A 17,957-nucleotide genomic window follows, 5' to 3' on the forward strand; every position below is an offset into this window, starting at 1 on the left:
GCTGGCGCATGCCCCCATGCGCCAGCGTTACTTTGCAGTCTCAGATACAGCTTCCCAGTCAGATCATCATGACGGGCCGTCCCGGGCGCCCAGGACGACGTGCGCCTCTGGCCGGTCTGGTCGGTACAATCGGGTGATCAAAGATCGGTGCAGGCAGCGAGCCCAGTGAATTGGCCAGAACGGCAATATCCCGGCGTCTTCCGGTCAGATAGATCAAATCCGCAGCGGCCTCGGCCGAGACAACCTTATATGACGCCCTACCAGGGACATTACGTGATCCAAAACGCCCCGAGGGGCAGAAGGCCCGGAAGCCGCCCTCGATATAGATCACCTCATCCTGATCGAAGAACAGGGTGCTGATATCGAAACAGGACGCAGGCACATTCGAAGTGATGCGAAACATGCCGCTCAGCAACCTTGCCGAAACAACAGGCAGGCTGACCGGCAGCGCGATCGGATCATGGTCCAGCTTGGTGTTATCCAACGCCACGCCCTGTTCCGGCATCAGCCAGACCGGCCGACCATTATAGGCCGCATGTGAAGGTATGCGCACCGGCATGCTATCAGCATTGGTTTCATCGGGCGGCACCGTAATGCAATCCGTCGCAATGCGATTTATCGCCTTGAAACCATTGTCCAATGTACGAATGAGGTCGCCAACCTGAAGCTCTTCTACCAGTTTCCATCCACCTTTGGTTGCAACCTTGGTTCCATGTACCAGACCGCCCCGGCGTGCGTTCAACGCGGCCTGCGGTTCAGCGGTGCCCTGGTACTCAGAACGCTCTGCAAAATCAATGACACTCTCTACTTTCAACAAGAACCGAACCCACTCTTTACTCACTACAACTACGTTCGATGATTAACACAGGATTAAGTAGGATGACTTATTTTTGACATATTACGGCCAGATTTGGGCCATTTCGGGGTCGATATACGACCTACACCCAAACAACACCGCGAAAATTAACAAAATTGGGCTCGAATTGGAAACTATGCGCGGCCAATTGCATCAAATGCATAGCCGAATCTAACGATGTCTTCAGCACAGGCCTCGGCCACAGCATTGGCGGTCTGATCCGAATAATACTCGCGGTAATCTTCCAATCGCTCGGATCGATTGAGCCTGGGTAAGCTTAGGTGAAAACCCAAATGGTCGAACAATGGGGCCGCGTCCTGATCGAAGTATTCCAGCCGAATGTAGAACCGGCATTGTTCGACTCCATCCGCACGGGTCATATAGTGCCGCGCCGGGTTCCGTCGGAATGACTGTGTCGTATCGGGGTGCAAGACAAACTGGTCAAAAGTCAGAGCCTTTGCCAGCGAAACCGCCGGGTGGTCAAAGCCTTGCACTCGCAGCCAGTGAAAATAGCTGACGATCCGATCCCACGGGTTGCGCACCATAGTGAAAGTGGTCAGAGCCTGCAATTCAGGGACCGACAGAACTCCGTCAATATCGGTCAGGGTCGAGTGTTTCCATAACCTTCCCCTGCCCTTCAGCGCCTTGGCCCGATTGCGGCGCCTCACAGCTTTGGGAGTATCCCCAATCAGGATGTCATCCTTCATCGCCCGTGCTTCCAGCGCCTGCGCCAAAGACGTGCCGCCGGTTTTGGGAATATGAACGAACACATAGCCGCGCCCAGGCGAGATGATCACGCCGCCTCTCCCAGCGCGGCCGCGCGCTTTGAGCGCCAGCCCAGCAACGCACCCGCTGCCGCGATCAAGCCAATCCCCAAAATTTGCATGACACCAATCGTCTGACTCAGTGCCACCCAGGCGAATAGCGGGCCGAAAATCATCACCGAATATTCGAACACAGCTACGTAAGAGGTCTCACCGATCTGATAGGATTTGATCAACATGAAGACTGCAATGGTTGAGCCGACCGCCTGTATGACGACCCAGATCAACGCGGGTTGCATCTGCCAGACCATACCGCGCGTTACGAACCCGTCGGGGAAGGAATGTGGCACGAACGAGAACACAGCCAACCCAATCGCCCCAGCAAGCCCAAGCGTGATAATCATGGCCGCCAACAGGGCGACTGTGCTTTCCTGTGCGCAGTGGCTGCGTGTGACGAGGGAACTGAGGGCATAAAATAACCCTCCGGCCACTGGTAGCAGCGTCTTGGCGTCAAACTCATAAGGGTTGAGTTGCAATACGCACAAGGTCCCCGAGAACCCGATTACAACTGCCAGAATGCGCCAGGGGCCGATCCTCTGCCCCATTGCCAGTGCCGAGATCAACATCACAAAAATCGGGGATGTGAACAGGCCCGCCAGTGCCTGCGCAATCGGCATCAGCGCCAGTGAGGCAAAATAGAACAGCATAGCCAGTGTAATCAGAACACTGCGCAGAAAAACTGGCCCCAACCGCCGCGGGCGCAAGCTGCCCATTCCCAACAAAGACAGGACGACGATCAGAGGCAACATCATCAGGGCGCGGATCAGGTGAAACTGCCACAGTCCGATCGTTTCGGCCAATAAGATCACCACGTTGTCGATGACCCCAAGGATCGCCATGGCGCCGACCATCAGGACCGAGGCCAATATCGGTGAGGTCTGAGTATCTGCCTGCATTTTGCACCCCAGTAGCAAAGTGGTGCGTGACACTCTGATCTGCCGCGCGTCGCGATATACAGCACAATTACAAATCGGCGCGCAACAGGTTTGCGCCTTTGGATTTTACCATGCTAAGCTGAAACAAAATAAGTACGAGCATTCCTCACCTTGAAGACAGCACTTAAACAGTACCAGCGGATCGAAGCGACCGGTCTGTGGCGTCCCTCGCCCGATGTGCAGCGGCGCGAGGTGGTGGTGTCGATTGGTGAGGCCACGCTGACGATCTCGGACTTCAACGAACAGGCGCTGACTCATTGGTCCCTGGCCGCGTTGGTGCGCCAGAACCCCGGCGATTTTCCGGCCCTGTTCAACCCCGACGGTGACCCGGACGAAACGCTGGAGCTGGAGGAAACTGAGACCACGATGATCGAGGCCATCGACCGCCTGCAGCGCGCCATCGACCGGGCGCGACCGCATCCCGGCCGGTTGCGTTGGCTCAGTGTTGCGGGTGTGGTGGCCGCCGTTGCCGCGCTGTTGCTGCTGTGGATGCCGGCTGCGCTGCAAAACCATGTCGTCTCGGTTGTGCCTGACATCAAACGCGCGGATATCGGGAATACCATCCTGCAGCGGATCGAGCGGGTCTCGGGGCGGGCCTGTACGTCCGAAGATGCGCAGGCAGCGCTTGATCAGTTGGCCGCGCGCACCGGCGTTCGGAAAATCGTCATTCTGCCCGCAGGCGTGCAGACAAGCCTTAGCCTGCCGGGTGGGATCGTTTTGCTGAACCGGGCGCTGGTCGAAGATCACGAGGACCCATCGGTCGCAGCTGGCTACGTCATCGCCGAACGTGCCCGCACGCAAGCGCAGGACCCGTTGGATGATCTGCTGGACAGCACCGGCGCCACAACGGCTTTCCGCTTGTTGACGACCGGAGAGCTGACGCCGGCGAATATCGACGCTTACACCGAACAGGTTCTGTCCGAACCCCGCCCGTCCCTGCCCGAGGATGATCTGTTAGAAGTGTTCGCCCAGGCCGCGCTACCGTCGACACCATACGCCTATGCCGTGGATGTCACGGGTGAGACGGTTCTGGGCCTGATCGAGGCCGACCCGATGGCGGGCCGACCCTTGCAACAGGTACTGCCGGACCGCGATTGGGTCCGGCTGCAAAATATCTGCGGCGAATAGCTTACTTGGTGCCGAACATCCGGTCACCCGCATCGCCGAGACCAGGCATGATATAGCCTTTTGAATTCAATTCCCGATCCAATGCCGCGGTGACGATTTTGACATCCGGGTGGGCTTCTTTCATGCGCTCCACGCCTTCGGGTGCGGCCAGCAGGCACAGGAACCGGATATCGGTGGCCCCGGCCTCTTTCAGCAAATCAATCGCTGCGGCCGAGCTGTTGCCGGTAGCCAGCATCGGGTCAACGGCGATGACCAGACGGTCCTTCAGCCCTTCGGGGGCTTTGAAGTAGTACTGTACCGGTTTCAGCGTTTCCTCATCCCGGTAGAGACCAACAAACCCAACGCGGGCCGAGGGAATCAATTCCAACACCCCGTCCAGCATCCCGTTCCCGGCGCGCAGGATCGACACCAGCGCCAGTTTCTTGCCGGCCAGAATGGGGGCGTCCATCTCCTCCATCGGGGTTTCGATGTGGCGTGTGGTCAACTTCAGCTCGCGCGTGACCTCATAGGCCAGCAGCAGCGTGATCTCGCGCAGCAACTGCCGGAAAACGGCAGTGGACGTGCCCTTGTCCCGCATGAGCGTCAGTTTATGCTGCACCAGCGGGTGGTCAACGACGGTCAGGTGTTCGCTCATGATCTCTCCAGTCTTTTCTTGACCCGCGCGCGGGTGTCATCATCGCAAAAGGCAGCCGCAAGGGCCGTGTCGTTCAGGGCGGCAAAGTCCTCGGCCTCCCAACCGAAGGCTTTGCCCAGCATCTCATATTCACGCCGCATGGTGGTATGGAAAAACGGCGGGTCATCGGTGGAAACGGTGACTTTGACACCTGCATCGCGCAGTTTCGCAATCGGGTGGACGTCGAAATTGGGAAACAAGCCCAGAACCACATTTGATCCGGGGCAAACCTCGAGCGTGATTTCACGGTCGACCAACTCGCGGATCAGGTCCGGGTCTTCGATGGCACGGACACCGTGACCGATCCGTTCCACCCCCAGATCGCGGATCGCATCGCGCACGCTTTTGGGGCCGCCGAACTCTCCGGCGTGGGTGGTCAGGCGCAACCCGGCCTCGCGCGCGCAGTCAAAGGCCCATTTGTAATCGCTCTGCGTGCCAATAGACTCATTACCGCCCATGCCGAAACCCGTAATCCAATCTCCGGCGGTTTCTGCAGCGCAATGGGCGCTGATCTTGGCCTGCTCCGGCCCAAAATGGCGGACACAGGTGACGACGCCACGCAAGGTGATGTCGAACTTGCGCTCAGCCTCGTCCGCCGCGTCCTGAATAGCACTCAGGTAATCGCGCCAAGCATCCAAATCCCCGCCACCGCAGAAATCAGGACTTAGGAAGGTTTCGGAATACACTACACCATTCGCCGCACTTTCTTCGAGGATCGCGAGGGTGAGACGGCGGAAATCCTCGGGGGTTTTCAATACTTCGCAAGCGGCCTCATAGACGCTGAGAAAATGGGCGAAATCGCGGAAGTCATAGCTACCGTCCGGTTTGAAAATTCCGCTCAGGTCAATGCGCTTTTCATGCGCCAACTGGCGGATAAAGGCGGGCGGGGCCGCGCCTTCGTGATGCAGGTGTAGCTCGATCTTTGGCAAGTCTGCGACGGTCATAGAAAACTCTTCCCTGGCCCCTGTGCCGGAATATTCAGGTGGTGTGCGATGCTGGCGGCGACGTCGGCGAAATTGATCGCACCAATCTGGCCTGCACCTTGCCCTGCGATCAGAACAGGCACTTGTTCGCGTGTGTGGTCCGTGCCGATCCAACTGGGATCATTACCGTGATCAGCGGTCAGCAGCATCAGATCTCCGGGGCGCAGCTTTTGCAGGATCAAGCCGATTTCACGATCGAACCATTCAAGCGCGCGGGCATAGCCGCTGATGTCGCGACGGTGGCCGTAAAGGCTGTCGAACTCGACGAAATTGGCGAAGGTCAGGCTGCCCTCTTCGGCGTCATCAACCAGATCGGACAAATGCCCCATCAATTCGGCATCCGAGCCCTTATGTAAAGTGTCGATCCCCTGCATCGAGAAAATGTCACCTATCTTGCCCACCGCATGCACGCGCCGACCGGCATCTTGTGCCCAGTTGGTCAGAACTGGCGCGGGTGGTAGGATGGCGAAATCCTTGCGGTTAGTGGTGCGAGTGAACCCGTCTTCTGGCGATCCGACGAAGGGTCGCGCGATAACGCGCCCAACTTTCATTTCGTGCAGACGGGGTGCCAGCGCCTTACACATCTGCAGCAAACGGTCGAGGCCAAAGCTTTCCTCATGCGCCGCAATCTGAAACACGCTGTCGGCCGAGGTGTAGCAGATCGGCCACCCGGTCCGCATATGCTCGACCCCCAGTTCGGCGATAATCGCTGTACCCGATGCGTGACAATCACCCAGAATGCCGCCGGTTCCGGCGGCCTCGGCGGCGGCACGCGCTAAATCAGGCGGGAAGGACGGCGTTTTATCCGGGAAATAGTACCAATCCCACGGCACCGGCAGCCCGGCCAGTTCCCAATGTCCCGAAGGCGTATCCTTGCCCGGTGAATGCTCGCGCGCGCAGCCCCATAGACCTGCGGGAGTGACCTGCAATCCGGGCGTTTCTGCGCCCGAGGCCAGGCGCGCCGCGGCCCCCAATCCCAGCGCATCCAGATTGGGCAGGTGCAGAGGTCCTGAGCGCCCCTCTTCCGCCCGCCCGTCAGCGCAGGCCTGAGCTATATGGGCCAGCGTGTTGGTCCCGGTATCGGGGGTTTCTCCGTTAAAAAAGCGGTCCGCATCCGGCGCGCCGCCGATGCCCACCGAGTCCATCACCACCAGAAAGGCACGGGTCACGGCCTGATCCTTTCATGCACAAGCGTTGGGGTCATGGCTGTGTCTTTGCCTATCGTGATGGCCCGCAGGACCGTGTCGGCCGCCTGTCGTGCCGCGTCTTCGCGGGCTGCGTGGACCACGGCCAAGGGGGTGCCTTTGTCGACCTTGTCCCCCAGACGAACAATGCCCGACAGGCCAACCGCGGGGTCGATGACGTCGTCTTCGACCTGCCGCCCACCACCCAAGGCGACCACAGCGAGGCCCAGCGCCTCACCGTCGATTGCCGCAATGTAGCCCGCATCCGGTGCCGGAACTTCAAGGATCACGCTTGCTTCGGGCAGGTAGCGTGACCAGTTGTCTACAAACTGTAGCGGCCCGCCCACGGCGGCCATCATACGGCCGAACCGTTCCGCCGCACGGCCATCGCGGATCACACCGGTGATCTTGTCGCGCCCCTCATCGGCGTTTGCGAACATACCGGCATCGGCCAGCAAAACCCCGCCCAGTTCCGCCGAAATTTCAGCCAATGGAGCGTAATGGTCGTGGGTCAGGACATTCATCACCTCGGCCACTTCCAACGCATTGCCCAGCGCCGGAGCCAATGGTTGGTGCATGTCCGTAATCACCGCCGACGTCCGGCACCCTGCTGCATTTGCAGTTTCCGTCAGGGCCTTTGCCAGCTTGCGGGCGTCTTCCAGCGTTTTCATGAACGCGCCGCTGCCCACCTTGACGTCCAGCACCAAAGCTTCGGGGCTCGCCGCCAGTTTCTTGGACAAGATCGACGCGGTGATCAGGTCCAGGCTTTCCACCGTCGCCGTTACGTCGCGGATCGCATAAAGCCGCTTGTCCGCAGGCGCGATCTGCCCGGTCGCCCCGACAATGGCCGCACCGGTATCGCGCAGGATCTGGGTCAGACGATCCTGCCCGATCTGGGTACTGACGCCCGGAATGGCCTCAAGCTTGTCCAGCGTACCGCCGGTATGACCCAACCCACGGCCTGAGATCATCGGGACATAAGCCCCCAATTCGGCCAGCGCTGGGGCCAGCACCAAACTGACGCTGTCGCCGACCCCTCCGGTCGAGTGTTTGTCGATTACCGGGCCATCGAAATCCCAGCTTAGAACGTCTCCGCTGTCCCGCATCGCCACCGTCAGATCGGCGCGGCCCTGCGCGCCCAGCCCACCCATGCAGACGGCCATGGCAAAGGCCCCGGCCTGGGCGTCGCTGACACCACCGTCGGCAAGGCCCTGCGCGAACCAGGTCAGTTCCTCCGCGCTGGGCACTTGTTCGCGGCGCAACTTGGCAATGATCGAACGGGCGTCCATAGCCTCAGACATCCGCCATGTGCGAGGCGTCAAATGCACCCGGCAGAAGGTCACCGATGGTGGTTTCCAGTTCGGCGCCATCGACGCTGGCCAAGGTCACCTTGACGTCACGCTTGCCGAACTCGGCCAGTTTCTGTCGGCACCCCCCACAGGGCGGTACCGGCTGCGGCGAGGAGGCAATCACGTAGACTTCGGTCAATTCCTGTTCGCCTGCCGCGACCATAGCAGCGATGGCACCAGCCTCGGCGCAGGTGCCTTCGGGATAGGCTACGTTTTCGACGTTACAGCCTGCAAATACCTGGCCCGACGCTGCTCGGATCGCTGCCCCAACCTTGAAATTGGAATAGGGCGCATAGGCTTTTTCCCGGACAGACAGTGCTGCATCTTTCAAAGTCATGGCGATTCCCCAATTTTTGATCATCTGGTCAGAAAGTCATACCCTAAATGAAACCGACCGGGGAGTTGAAGCCCCGGACAGCAGATTCCTGGGCCAAAATCCTCTTAGTCCAGCGTTGTGTTGAACGTACCGGGCAAGGTGACCTCGAGCAGTTCAATATCCTCGGACGGGTCGGACAGACGTGTGCGCATGCCGGGTGGGATGACAAAGGCGTCGCCCTGCTCCAGCCGATAGGGATTACGGCCTTCGCCCTCCAACGTGACCTCGCCCCCCATGACAAAGGTAAAATGGATATCGGTGTTGTGTGCAGCCCAAACCGGATCACCCTGCCCCTTGCGCACGACCTGCACCCCGGCGATGCCTTTGGTGTTCTCGGCAATCGTTGTGTCGCGGCAGATATAACCCGGCAGGCGGAACGGGGCCCATTCGGCCCCTTCGGCCTGATTGAAGACAAACCGTTGACCCTGCCATTCCCGGTCAGGGCGGTAATGGGGCGTGGGCAGGTCCATTTCATGATCAATTTCGGTGACGTGTTCTGCGGGGACACCAATTTCGATCACCTGCACATTGTCCGAGGCCTCAAGCACGCGGTGGCGGATTTCAGGCGGCTGGATAAAGCAATCGCCCGCGGTCAGGCGCATCTTGTCGCCTTGATCCTCATAAACCACATCCACCCATCCGTGGATGCAGAAAATCAGCTGAAAACCGACCTTGTGAAAATGCACCATGTCCGGCACCGGCCCGCCGTCAGGAATGCGGATATGGCTGGCGATGATCGATCCGCCCAACCGGTCTGGCACCAAATCACGGTAATGCATTCCGGCCCGCCCGATGATCCACGGGGCCTGATCCTTGAGCCGGCGCACCACGAAAGAATGCACCGTTTCCGGCATGACCATTGGCGGGTTCAACTCATCAATCTCGATCCGTGTGCCGTTGGGGGCCACCAGATTGCGCTGGCCACCTGCAAATTCATCCGGGTTGTCTGTCAGGATGCGCAACGTGCCGGGGGACTCGGGCGCGTCTTTTTCGATCCGCACACGCAGGCCGTGGCCGGAAAACACGGCGGTGCGCGGATCGTCGGCGGGATAGATCATGTCCATCCGCATCCCCAGAACCTTTGTATAAAACGGGATGTCATTGCGCAGTTCCTGCGTGGGCAGGCGGATTTCAGCGCATGTCCGAGTTTGGGATTTGCTCATCTGATGTTCCATCGGGTTTGGATTTTGGCCATCCGATCAGAACGGCGGCCAAAATGCCAATCGAAAAGAACATCTCCAGCGTTTCTTCCAGCACGAATAGGCGAGTTGCCATGATGGTCGTCATCTGGTCACCCAAGGCGCTGCTGACCTCTTCCAGACCCTGCGCCACGACGGCACACATACCCGCCAGAAAGAACACCAGCAGAAATGGCGCCCGTTCTTTTAGTGCCCGCCACCCATTTGGCACTCCATGCCAGACGACCCCGCCCAGCACGATAACCGCCAGAATTACACGCACAATCGTCATATCCAGAAGAACATCCATCCCGTGCAGAATGAAGTACGGAACACTGTCTACGGCATAAATATCAGCCTCAAGCTCTCGTTCCGCCAACAGCAGCAGAACCACGCCGATGTATAACCGGCTGATCCCGCGATACCGTACCAATGCGGCGATACCAGCCACCAGCAATGCCGCGGCCGAGCCCGTTTCGATCAGACCGCCTTCCTGGTTGAATGCCTCGGCCTGCATCGGCCACACTGAAATCGCACACAATACCAACATGGCCAGAACAAGGGCTGTGCGAAACGCAAAATGTTCAGTTCCAAACTTGCCGGTATTCAGCGATAGGGTCTTATCAACCTCGCCGTTTTCTTTAGAGCGCATGCTGTTATTCTCGGTCCAGAAGGGGGTGTGTTCGAAAGTCGCGGGAGTTTAAGTCTTTTGCCACGGAAAGCAACCTCAGCGACAAAACGGCCTTGTTTGCCGAATTAAGTCGCACAACGTAGCCAAGCAGAAAAAAATAGTTTAAGGCTAAATCAAATTTGAAAACGGAGCTGAGACGCCATGTCCGACACACCCAGCCTGCGGCAGGCCGCGCTTGATTACCATGCCTATCCAAAGCCCGGAAAGTTGGAGATCAAGGCGACAAAACCCATGGCAAACGGCCGTGATTTGGCCCGCGCGTATTCCCCTGGCGTGGCCGAGGCCTGCCTTGAGATTAAGGCTGACGCGGCTGAGGCCGAACACTATACGGCACGCGGCAATCTGGTGGCGGTCGTCTCGAACGGGACAGCGGTTCTGGGGTTGGGCAATATCGGCGCGCTGGCATCCAAGCCGGTGATGGAAGGCAAGGCCGTTCTGTTCAAGAAATTTGCCGGGATCGACTGTTTTGATATTGAGGTCGATCAGCCCGACCCTGAAAAGCTGGCCGATATCGTTTGCGCGCTGGAACCGACCTTTGGCGCCATCAATCTGGAAGATATCAAGGCACCCGATTGCTTTACCGTCGAGAAGCTGTGCCGTGAGCGGATGAACATTCCGGTCTTTCACGACGATCAGCACGGCACCGCCATCGTGGTAGGCGCCGCTGCCAGAAACGCACTGCACGTTTCAGGGAAGAAATTCGAGGACATCAAGGTTGTCTCGACCGGCGGTGGAGCGGCAGGGATCGCGTGCCTTAGCATGCTGGTCAAACTGGGCGTAAAGCGCGAGAACATCTGGCTGTGTGACATTCATGGGCTGGTCTATGAGGGCCGCGCCGAAGATATGAATCCGCATAAGGATCAATTCGCCCAGAAATCCGACCTGCGCACTCTGGACGACGTGATCGGTGACGCCGACCTGTTCCTTGGCCTTAGCGGCCCTAACGTCCTTAAGCCTGAAATGGTCGGAAAAATGGCCAAGCGCCCGATCATTTTCGCATTGGCGAACCCGACACCGGAAATCTTGCCACAAGCCGCGCGCGAGGTGGCCCCGGATGCCATCATCGCCACCGGGCGCAGCGACTTTCCCAATCAGGTCAACAATGTTCTGTGTTTCCCATTCATCTTCCGCGGTGCCTTGGATGTAGGCGCGACCGAGATCAATGACGAGATGCAAATTGCCTGCGTAGAGGGTATCGCGGAAATGGCCCGCGCTACCACCAGCGCCGAAGCCGCCGCCGCTTACAAGGGTGAGCAACTGACATTCGGGCCGGATTACCTGATCCCAAAGCCCTTTGACCCCCGCCTTGTTGGTGTGGTCTCTTCGGCCGTTGCCAAAGCTGCGATGGAAAGTGGCGTGGCCAAGCGCCCGATCGCCGATCTCGAGGCGTACAAAGAGCGTCTGAACCAATCCGTGTTCAAATCCGCCTTGCTGATGCGCCCGGTTTTTGAGGCCGCATCGGTCGCCTCGCGCCGGATCGTCTTTGCCGAGGGCGAGGACGAGCGGGTGCTGCGCGCGGCCCAGGCCATTCTTGAGGAAACCACCGAAACCCCGATCCTGATTGGCCGCCCCGAAGTGATCGAGACTCGTTGTGAACGGCTGGGGCTGGCGGTACGTCCGGGTCAAGACTTTCAGATCGTCAACCCACATGACGACCCGCGCTATTACGACTATTGGTCTTCGTACCACCAGATCATGCAACGCCGCGGCGTCACCCCAGACCAGGCCAAGGCGATCATGCGCACCAACAACACGGCCATCGGTGCCATCATGGTGCATCGCGACGAAGCCGACAGCATGATCTGCGGCACGTTCGGCGAATTCCGCTGGCATTTGAACTACGTGGAGCAGGTTCTCAACGATGGCGACTTGCGCCCCCATGGCGCCCTGTCGCTGATGATCCTGGAAGATGGCCCCCTGTTCATCGCCGACACCCATGTGCGGCAACTGCCCACCCCTGAAGAACTGGCCGAGACCACAATAGGCGCGGCCCGCCATGTGCGCCGTTTCGGAATCGAGCCCAAGATCGCCTTCTGCTCACAATCGCAATTCGGCAATCAGGCCGAAGGGTCCGGCAGGCGACTGCGCGATGCCATTGCGATCCTGGACAGCGAACCCCGCGATTTCATCTATGAGGGCGAGATGAACCTGGACACCGCTTTGGATCCGGAACTGCGCGAGCGGATCTTCCCGAACTCCCGTCTGGAAGGTGCCGCAAACGTTTTGATATTTGCTCATGCGGATGCGGCCAGTGGCGTGCGCAATATTCTGAAGATGAAAGCCGACGGGCTTGAGGTCGGGCCGATTCTGATGGGCATGGGGAACAAGGCGCATATCGTGACCCCGTCCATCACCGCGCGTGGATTGCTGAACATGGCCGCGATTGGCGGCACTCCGGTCACGCATTACGGCTAGTTCGCCCCCCGGTCGAACTGTAGAACAGGACTAAAGAGCCCTGTCATTGCTACGCGGTGCACAGGAAACGTTATGGTATTGCGACCAGTGTTGCAGATGCCATCGCGTCGCTTGATGCTGTGTCGCCGTGTCTTTTATACTAGGTACTTGCCAGAGACGGCCCAAGGGGCACGACCCTATGCCCCGTCAAAACGCCAGCCAAGTTGATTCCTGCGTAACGCATGATTTGCATGGTAGAGTTTGCACATTTGCAAAACCGCTGCACGCCTGCCACAAAACCTTTCAAAAGCACGAATTTTGCAAAAATTTGCATAGCAATTTGACCGAAGTTGCAAATATTTTTGCGATAAACTGACGCGCCATCTGCTGCACGGCTTGCCCGGTTTGCTAAGGATGCCTAACACATTCCAAAAGCTGTGTTGGAGGAGGGCGCCATGGCCTATCAGGACGTATATGAAAGCTGGAAGAACGACCCAGAAGGGTTCTGGATGGAGGCCGCCAAAGGGATCGATTGGGTTCAACCTCCGACCAAGGCTCTGTTTGACGAGAACGCGCCGCTTTATGAATGGTTCTGCGATGCCAAGGTCAACACCTGCTGGAATGCAGTAGACCGCCATGTCGAAAGTGGCCGAGGCGAGCAAACGGCCATCATCTATGACAGTCCGATTACCCACACCAAGCGCGAGATTTCATATGTTGAGCTGCGCAACCGCGTGGCCACTTTGGCAGGGGCGCTGCGAGCTAAGGGTATCGAAAAAGGCGACCGGGTCATCATCTACATGCCGATGATCCCCGAAGCGCTTGAGGCGATGCTGGCCTGCGCCCGTTTGGGGGCCGTGCATTCAGTGGTGTTCGGCGGCTTTGCCAGCAACGAGTTGGCGGTGCGGATCGACGATTCCAAGCCCAAAGCAATTATCGCCGCGTCCTGCGGGATGGAGCCGGGCCGCGTGGTTCACTACAAACCGTTGCTGGACGGTGCTATCGACATGGCCAGCCACAAACCCGATTTCTGCGTGATCTTCCAGCGTGAGCAGGAAGTAGCGCAACTGATCGAGGGGCGTGACTTTAACTGGCATGGCTTCCAATACGGGGTCGAACCTGCGGAATGTGTGCCTGTTGATGGCAACGATCCGGCCTATATCCTCTATACCTCGGGCACTACCGGAGCACCAAAAGGCGTCGTGCGCCCCACCGCTGGTCATTTGGTGGCACTGAACTGGACTATGAAAAACATCTATGACGTCGACCCCGGAGACGTCTTTTGGGCGGCGTCGGATGTGGGTTGGGTCGTGGGGCACTCCTATATCTGCTATGCCCCGCTGATCCATGGCAACACCACGATTGTATTCGAAGGCAAACCTGTCGGCACCCCCGATGCGGGCACCTTCTGGCGGGTGATTTCCGAACACAAGGTCAAAAGCTTCTTCACCGCCCCCACCGCCATTCGCGCTGTCAAGCGCGAGGATCCCTCGGGTGAGTTGATCGCAAAATACGACCTGTCCAACCTGCGCGCCTTGTTTCTGGCCGGTGAACGCGCCGACCCCGATACGATCGAGTGGGCACAGGACGCGCTGAAAGTGCCGGTGATCGACCACTGGTGGCAAACCGAAACTGGCTGGACTATTGCCGGAAACCCGCTGGGGATCGAAGAATTGCCGGTCAAGCTAGGGTCCCCCGCCAAGCCGATGCCGGGTTATGACGTGCAGATTCTGGACGAAGGTGGCCATCCGATGAAGCCCGGCGAACTGGGTGCGATTGCTGTGAAGCTGCCGCTACCCCCGGGTACACTACCAACCCTGTGGAATGCGAAAGAGCGGTTCAAAAGCTCGTACCTCAACCAATTCCCCGGCTACTATGAAACCGGCGATGCGGGCATGATTGATGAGGAAGGATACCTCTACATCATGGCGCGCACCGATGACGTGATTAACGTGGCCGGTCACCGCCTGTCTACTGGCGGGATGGAAGAGGTTCTGGCCGCCCACCCTGACGTCGCCGAATGCGCAGTGATCGGTGTTTCAGATCAACTCAAGGGTCAGATGCCAGTAGGCTTCTTGTGTCTCAACGCGGGTTGCGATCGCGACCACGGCGAGGTGGTGCAGGATGTGGTCAAGCTGGTGCGTGAAAAGATCGGCCCGGTGGCTGCATTTAAACAAGCCGTTGTGGTGGATCGCCTGCCCAAGACCCGATCCGGAAAAATTCTGCGCGGGACTATGGTGTCGATTGCCGACAGCAAGGAATTCAAAATGCCCGCAACTATCGATGATCCGGCCATTCTGGACGAAATCACCGTGGCTTTGAAATCCATCGGCTTTGCGCAGTAGCCAAGCCTCGGGCGGCCTTTGGTCGCCCGCTGCACGGCTTTCCCTTGCAACCGGACACAAGGCCCCTACTGTCTGCTCAAGACAGTGAGGCCCCATGACACATACAGACATCTGGCGTCTGACCGCCACCGACTTGACCGCCCTGACCCGCAGTGGGGATCTAAGCGCCGAGGACGCGGTGCAAAGCGCCGTTGACAGAATGCATCAGGCCAACCCCGGCCTGAACGCAGTGGTCGAGGACTTGAGCGCCGAGGCGTTGGAGCGCGCACGCGCCCTTGATCAGAAGCGGACACAGGGCGCACAAACCGGTCCGCTGCACGGGGTGCCAGTCACAATAAAAATCAATGTCGATCAAAAGGGCCATGCCACCTCAAATGGCGTTGTGGCCTTGAAAGACGTGATTGCGCCTGATGATGCGCCGATTGTCCGTAACCTGCAAAACGCCGGGGCGGTGGTGATCGGGCGCACCAACACGCCCGAGTTCTCGTTTCGCGCTGACACAGACAACCCGCTGCATGGGCGCACGCAGAACCCCTGGGGTCGGCACATCTCGCCCGGCGGCTCGTCAGGGGGCGCAGGGGCTGCCGTAATGGCCGGGATCGGGGCGTTGGCGCATGGCAACGACATTGGCGGCAGCTTGCGGTTTCCAGCCGCCGCCAACGGTGCAGTTACCGTAAAGCCCGGCCTGGGCCGCGTGCCTGCCTGGAACCCAAGCCAACAAACCGAGCGCGGATTATTGGCGCAATCCATGTCAGTACAAGGGCTGATCACTCGCTCTGCTGCCGACCTTCACCTGTCGATGCCCAGCCTGATTGCAGCAGACCCGCGTGATCCGTTTCACGTCCCGATGCCTTGGCGCGGTGCGCCGATGGATGGCCCTATCAAGGTAGCCTTCACCAAAGACACCTTTGGCTATGCGCTGCATCCCGAGGTCGACAGGGCCCTGGACACCGCGCGCGATGCGCTGAATGACGCGGGCTATCAGGTGGAAGAGGTCTCGCCGCCGGACGTATTCGACTGTGGCCGAACCGGGTACCGTGCGCTGATGGGCGAAGTTCTGACCCTTTTGAAAAGCGATATCGAGGCCGCCGGATCTGAAACCATACGTAATATCTTTGACGTTTATTTTCAGGAGTTTCCGCCCATTCTCGGCACCGAACTGCTGCAAGTAATGGCAAAACGCAGCCACTATGCGCGGGAATGGTCGTTGTTCATGCAGGATTACCCTTTGGTCCTGTCACCCTTCCTGCCGCAGCCCTTCTTCAAACCTGACCGGGACACCGAAGGGCCCGAAGGCGTGCACGAGGTTCTGGGTTGTGCGGTCTATTCCTACGCGATGAACTTCCTGGGGCTTCCTGCCGCTAGTGTGCCCGCGCGTCTGGCCGAATTGCCGCAAGGGCCGCAACCGATCAATATCCAGATCGCCGCGCGTCAGTGGCGCGAGGACATGGCCGTTGACGCCGCCGCCGCGATCGAAGCCCGCGTGGGTCATATGTGCCTGCCGCTATGGCAAAATATGGAAGAACGCGATTGAATACGCTCAATCACAAAAATAGACCTCGGGTTCTTGTACCCGAGGTCCGCTTGCTTAAATAAGCCCGGAAATCTGACAACGAGCGTAGCACCACCTACCCTCGCCGGCGCGAAAACTGCGCAATCATTCGAAAACGCCGTCTGGTGGCCACTCACTCCCACCTTGGCGTGTTCTCCGGGCAAGTTAAGATTACCAAAGGGTGAGTCAAACGCCTGTGAACTGGATCACACAAGTTCGAAAAAGTTCACTTTTGAGAGATCAGGTGAACTGCTCCGAGATCAAGCGCTCCTCTAATCCGTGCCCGGGATCGAAAAGAATACGGTGTTGGATCGTGGGTTCCGAGCGAATCTCAACCCAGTCTATATCCGGAAAGGAAACAGAATCCGCGTCAGCCATGACTGGACGTTTATCCGCGTCCAGCACGTCGAAACGAACCTTCGCGATCTTGGGCAACAGGGCCCCTCGCCAACGGCGTGGACGGAACGCGGCAATCGCCGTCAAGGCCAGAACATCCGACCCAATAGGCAATATCGGCCCGTGCGCCGAATAGTTGTAAGCCGTTGATCCGGCGGGCGTAGACAGCAAGGCCCCATCGCAGACCAACTCATCCATCCGCACCCGACCATCGACACTGATCTTCAAACGCGCGGCCTGCGGACCGGCCCGCAGCAGCGATACCTCGTTGATCGCAAGCGCCTCGTGCATCTTACCGGATTGATCCATGGCCTGCATCGTCAGCGGGTTGATCACCTCTTCCTCAGCCGCTGCCAAACGATCCAACAGATCGTCCTCGTGGAATTCATTCATCAAGAACCCGATGGTGCCGCGATTCATGCCATAAACGGGCGTGTCCAGATGCTGCATGTTGTGCAGCGTGTGCAACATGAATCCATCGCCCCCCAACGCGACCACTACATCCGCATCTCGGGGCGCTGCATTGCCATACCGTTTCACAAGGCTTTCCCGTGCAGATTGCGCCACTTCGACGTCGCTTGCGAGAAAGGCGATTCTCTTTGTCATCTTTTCCGGTTTCCGGTGTTGTACATTTGGTTCCGAAACAAACATACCTTTCCCCAATAGGCCAGACTTGACGCCGTAGCGGGCCAAATCGTCGCTTTACAGCTTTTGCATATGAATCGTTTCCGATAGGAAATCCGCAAGATTCTTACCCAGCCCTGTGGAGCCCCCATGAACGCTAATCTTCGTGACACCGGTTTTTTCACCCAATCCCTATCCGACCGTGACCCTGAGCTTTTTGGTTCGATCACATCTGAGCTGGGCCGCCAGCGCGATGAGATCGAGTTGATTGCGTCCGAGAACATCGTCTCTGCCGCTGTGATGGAGGCGCAGGGCTCGGTGATGACCAACAAATACGCCGAAGGCTATCCTGGTCGGCGCTATTATGGCGGCTGCCAATTCGTTGATATCGCTGAAAACCTGGCCATCGACCGCGCCAAGCAGCTGTTTGGGTGTGACTTCGCCAACGTGCAGCCGAACTCGGGCAGCC

15 protein-coding genes and 1 pseudogene are annotated in these 17,957 nt (G+C 58.7%); 5 read left to right on the forward strand and 11 right to left on the reverse strand.

Translation table 11 applies throughout. From position 1 onward, the window contains the following. Positions 1-58: 58 nt before the first annotated feature. From ACR0DL_RS07915 to ACR0DL_RS07925, 3 genes are all read right to left on the reverse strand, one after another. The gene (locus ACR0DL_RS07915) at positions 59-841 is read right to left on the reverse strand and encodes a Hint domain-containing protein (RefSeq protein WP_367647914.1); all 783 of its coding nucleotides are present in this window, start codon (positions 839-841) and stop codon (positions 59-61) included. Between the two features lie 149 nt (positions 842-990). After that, entirely contained in the window at positions 991-1,653 is a 663-nt protein-coding gene (locus ACR0DL_RS07920; protein ID WP_480688432.1) for a sulfotransferase family 2 domain-containing protein, read from the reverse strand. Continuing rightward, positions 1,650-2,576: a DMT family transporter gene (locus tag ACR0DL_RS07925; protein WP_480688434.1), complete on the reverse strand. Its 927-nt coding sequence runs from the start codon at positions 2,574-2,576 to the stop codon at positions 1,650-1,652. The genes ACR0DL_RS07920 and ACR0DL_RS07925 overlap by 4 nt, the downstream gene beginning before the upstream one ends. Before the next feature lie 150 nt (positions 2,577-2,726). On the opposite strand from ACR0DL_RS07925, the gene ACR0DL_RS07930 reads away from it, so the two are divergent. Beyond that, positions 2,727-3,743, forward strand: a complete 1,017-nt coding sequence (locus ACR0DL_RS07930) for a hypothetical protein (RefSeq protein ID WP_480661524.1) — start codon at positions 2,727-2,729, stop codon at positions 3,741-3,743. 1 nt (position 3,744) lies between these two features. Here ACR0DL_RS07930 and upp read toward each other — a convergent pair whose 3' ends face one another. The 7 genes from upp to ACR0DL_RS07965 all read right to left on the reverse strand — a co-directional run bounded on the left by upp (position 3,745) and on the right by ACR0DL_RS07965 (position 10,138). Next, the gene (upp, locus tag ACR0DL_RS07935) at positions 3,745-4,377 is read right to left on the reverse strand and encodes a uracil phosphoribosyltransferase (RefSeq protein ID WP_170349314.1); all 633 of its coding nucleotides are present in this window, start codon (positions 4,375-4,377) and stop codon (positions 3,745-3,747) included. Then, positions 4,374-5,360 carry an adenosine deaminase gene (locus ACR0DL_RS07940; RefSeq protein WP_480661522.1) on the reverse strand — a complete coding sequence of 329 codons (987 nt, stop codon included), beginning with the start codon at positions 5,358-5,360 and terminating at the stop codon, positions 4,374-4,376. Before ACR0DL_RS07940 ends, upp begins: the two co-directional genes overlap by 4 nt. Next, the gene (locus ACR0DL_RS07945; protein ID WP_480688436.1) at positions 5,357-6,568 is read right to left on the reverse strand and encodes a phosphopentomutase; all 1,212 of its coding nucleotides are present in this window, start codon (positions 6,566-6,568) and stop codon (positions 5,357-5,359) included. The genes ACR0DL_RS07940 and ACR0DL_RS07945 overlap by 4 nt, the downstream gene beginning before the upstream one ends. Beyond that, on the reverse strand, positions 6,565-7,872 hold the full coding sequence (locus tag ACR0DL_RS07950; protein ID WP_480688488.1) for a thymidine phosphorylase: 1,308 nt from the start codon (positions 7,870-7,872) through the stop codon (positions 6,565-6,567). The genes ACR0DL_RS07945 and ACR0DL_RS07950 overlap by 4 nt, the downstream gene beginning before the upstream one ends. 4 nt (positions 7,873-7,876) lie before the next feature. Beyond that, positions 7,877-8,269 carry a cytidine deaminase gene (locus ACR0DL_RS07955; protein WP_480688438.1) on the reverse strand — a complete coding sequence of 131 codons (393 nt, stop codon included), beginning with the start codon at positions 8,267-8,269 and terminating at the stop codon, positions 7,877-7,879. Between the two features lie 104 nt (positions 8,270-8,373). Further along, positions 8,374-9,471, reverse strand: coding sequence for a cupin domain-containing protein (locus ACR0DL_RS07960; protein WP_480688440.1), 1,098 nt, complete (start codon positions 9,469-9,471; stop codon positions 8,374-8,376). Next, complete coding sequence (locus tag ACR0DL_RS07965; protein ID WP_480688442.1) at positions 9,440-10,138, reverse strand: hypothetical protein; 699 nt, start codon at positions 10,136-10,138, stop codon at positions 9,440-9,442. Before ACR0DL_RS07965 ends, ACR0DL_RS07960 begins: the two co-directional genes overlap by 32 nt. Positions 10,139-10,318: 180 nt before the next feature. Here ACR0DL_RS07965 and ACR0DL_RS07970 point away from each other — a divergent pair, with 180 nt between their 5' ends. The 3 genes from ACR0DL_RS07970 (at position 10,319) to ACR0DL_RS07980 (ending at position 16,450) form a co-directional block, all read left to right on the forward strand. Continuing rightward, positions 10,319-12,592, forward strand: a complete 2,274-nt coding sequence (locus ACR0DL_RS07970) for an NADP-dependent malic enzyme (protein WP_480688444.1) — start codon at positions 10,319-10,321, stop codon at positions 12,590-12,592. Positions 12,593-13,026: 434 nt separating this feature from the next. After that, positions 13,027-14,916 carry a propionate-CoA ligase PrpE gene (gene prpE, locus ACR0DL_RS07975; protein ID WP_170577592.1) on the forward strand — a complete coding sequence of 630 codons (1,890 nt, stop codon included), beginning with the start codon at positions 13,027-13,029 and terminating at the stop codon, positions 14,914-14,916. A gap of 94 nt (positions 14,917-15,010) precedes the next feature. Then, positions 15,011-16,450, forward strand: coding sequence for an amidase family protein (locus tag ACR0DL_RS07980; protein WP_480688446.1), 1,440 nt, complete (start codon positions 15,011-15,013; stop codon positions 16,448-16,450). Positions 16,451-16,708: 258 nt separating this feature from the next. Here the strand turns inward: ACR0DL_RS07980 and ACR0DL_RS07985 are convergent, their stop codons facing one another. Beyond that, positions 16,709-17,470 (reverse strand): NAD kinase, encoded by a 762-nt coding sequence (locus tag ACR0DL_RS07985; RefSeq protein ID WP_480688448.1) that lies wholly within the window; start codon positions 17,468-17,470, stop codon positions 16,709-16,711. 168 nt (positions 17,471-17,638) lie between these two features. On the opposite strand from ACR0DL_RS07985, the pseudogene glyA reads away from it, so the two are divergent. After that, positions 17,639-17,957, forward strand: a pseudogene (gene glyA, locus ACR0DL_RS07990) (serine hydroxymethyltransferase); the annotation flags it as partial.

The sequence above is a fragment of the Ruegeria sp. BB5 genome, from assembly GCF_056539405.1.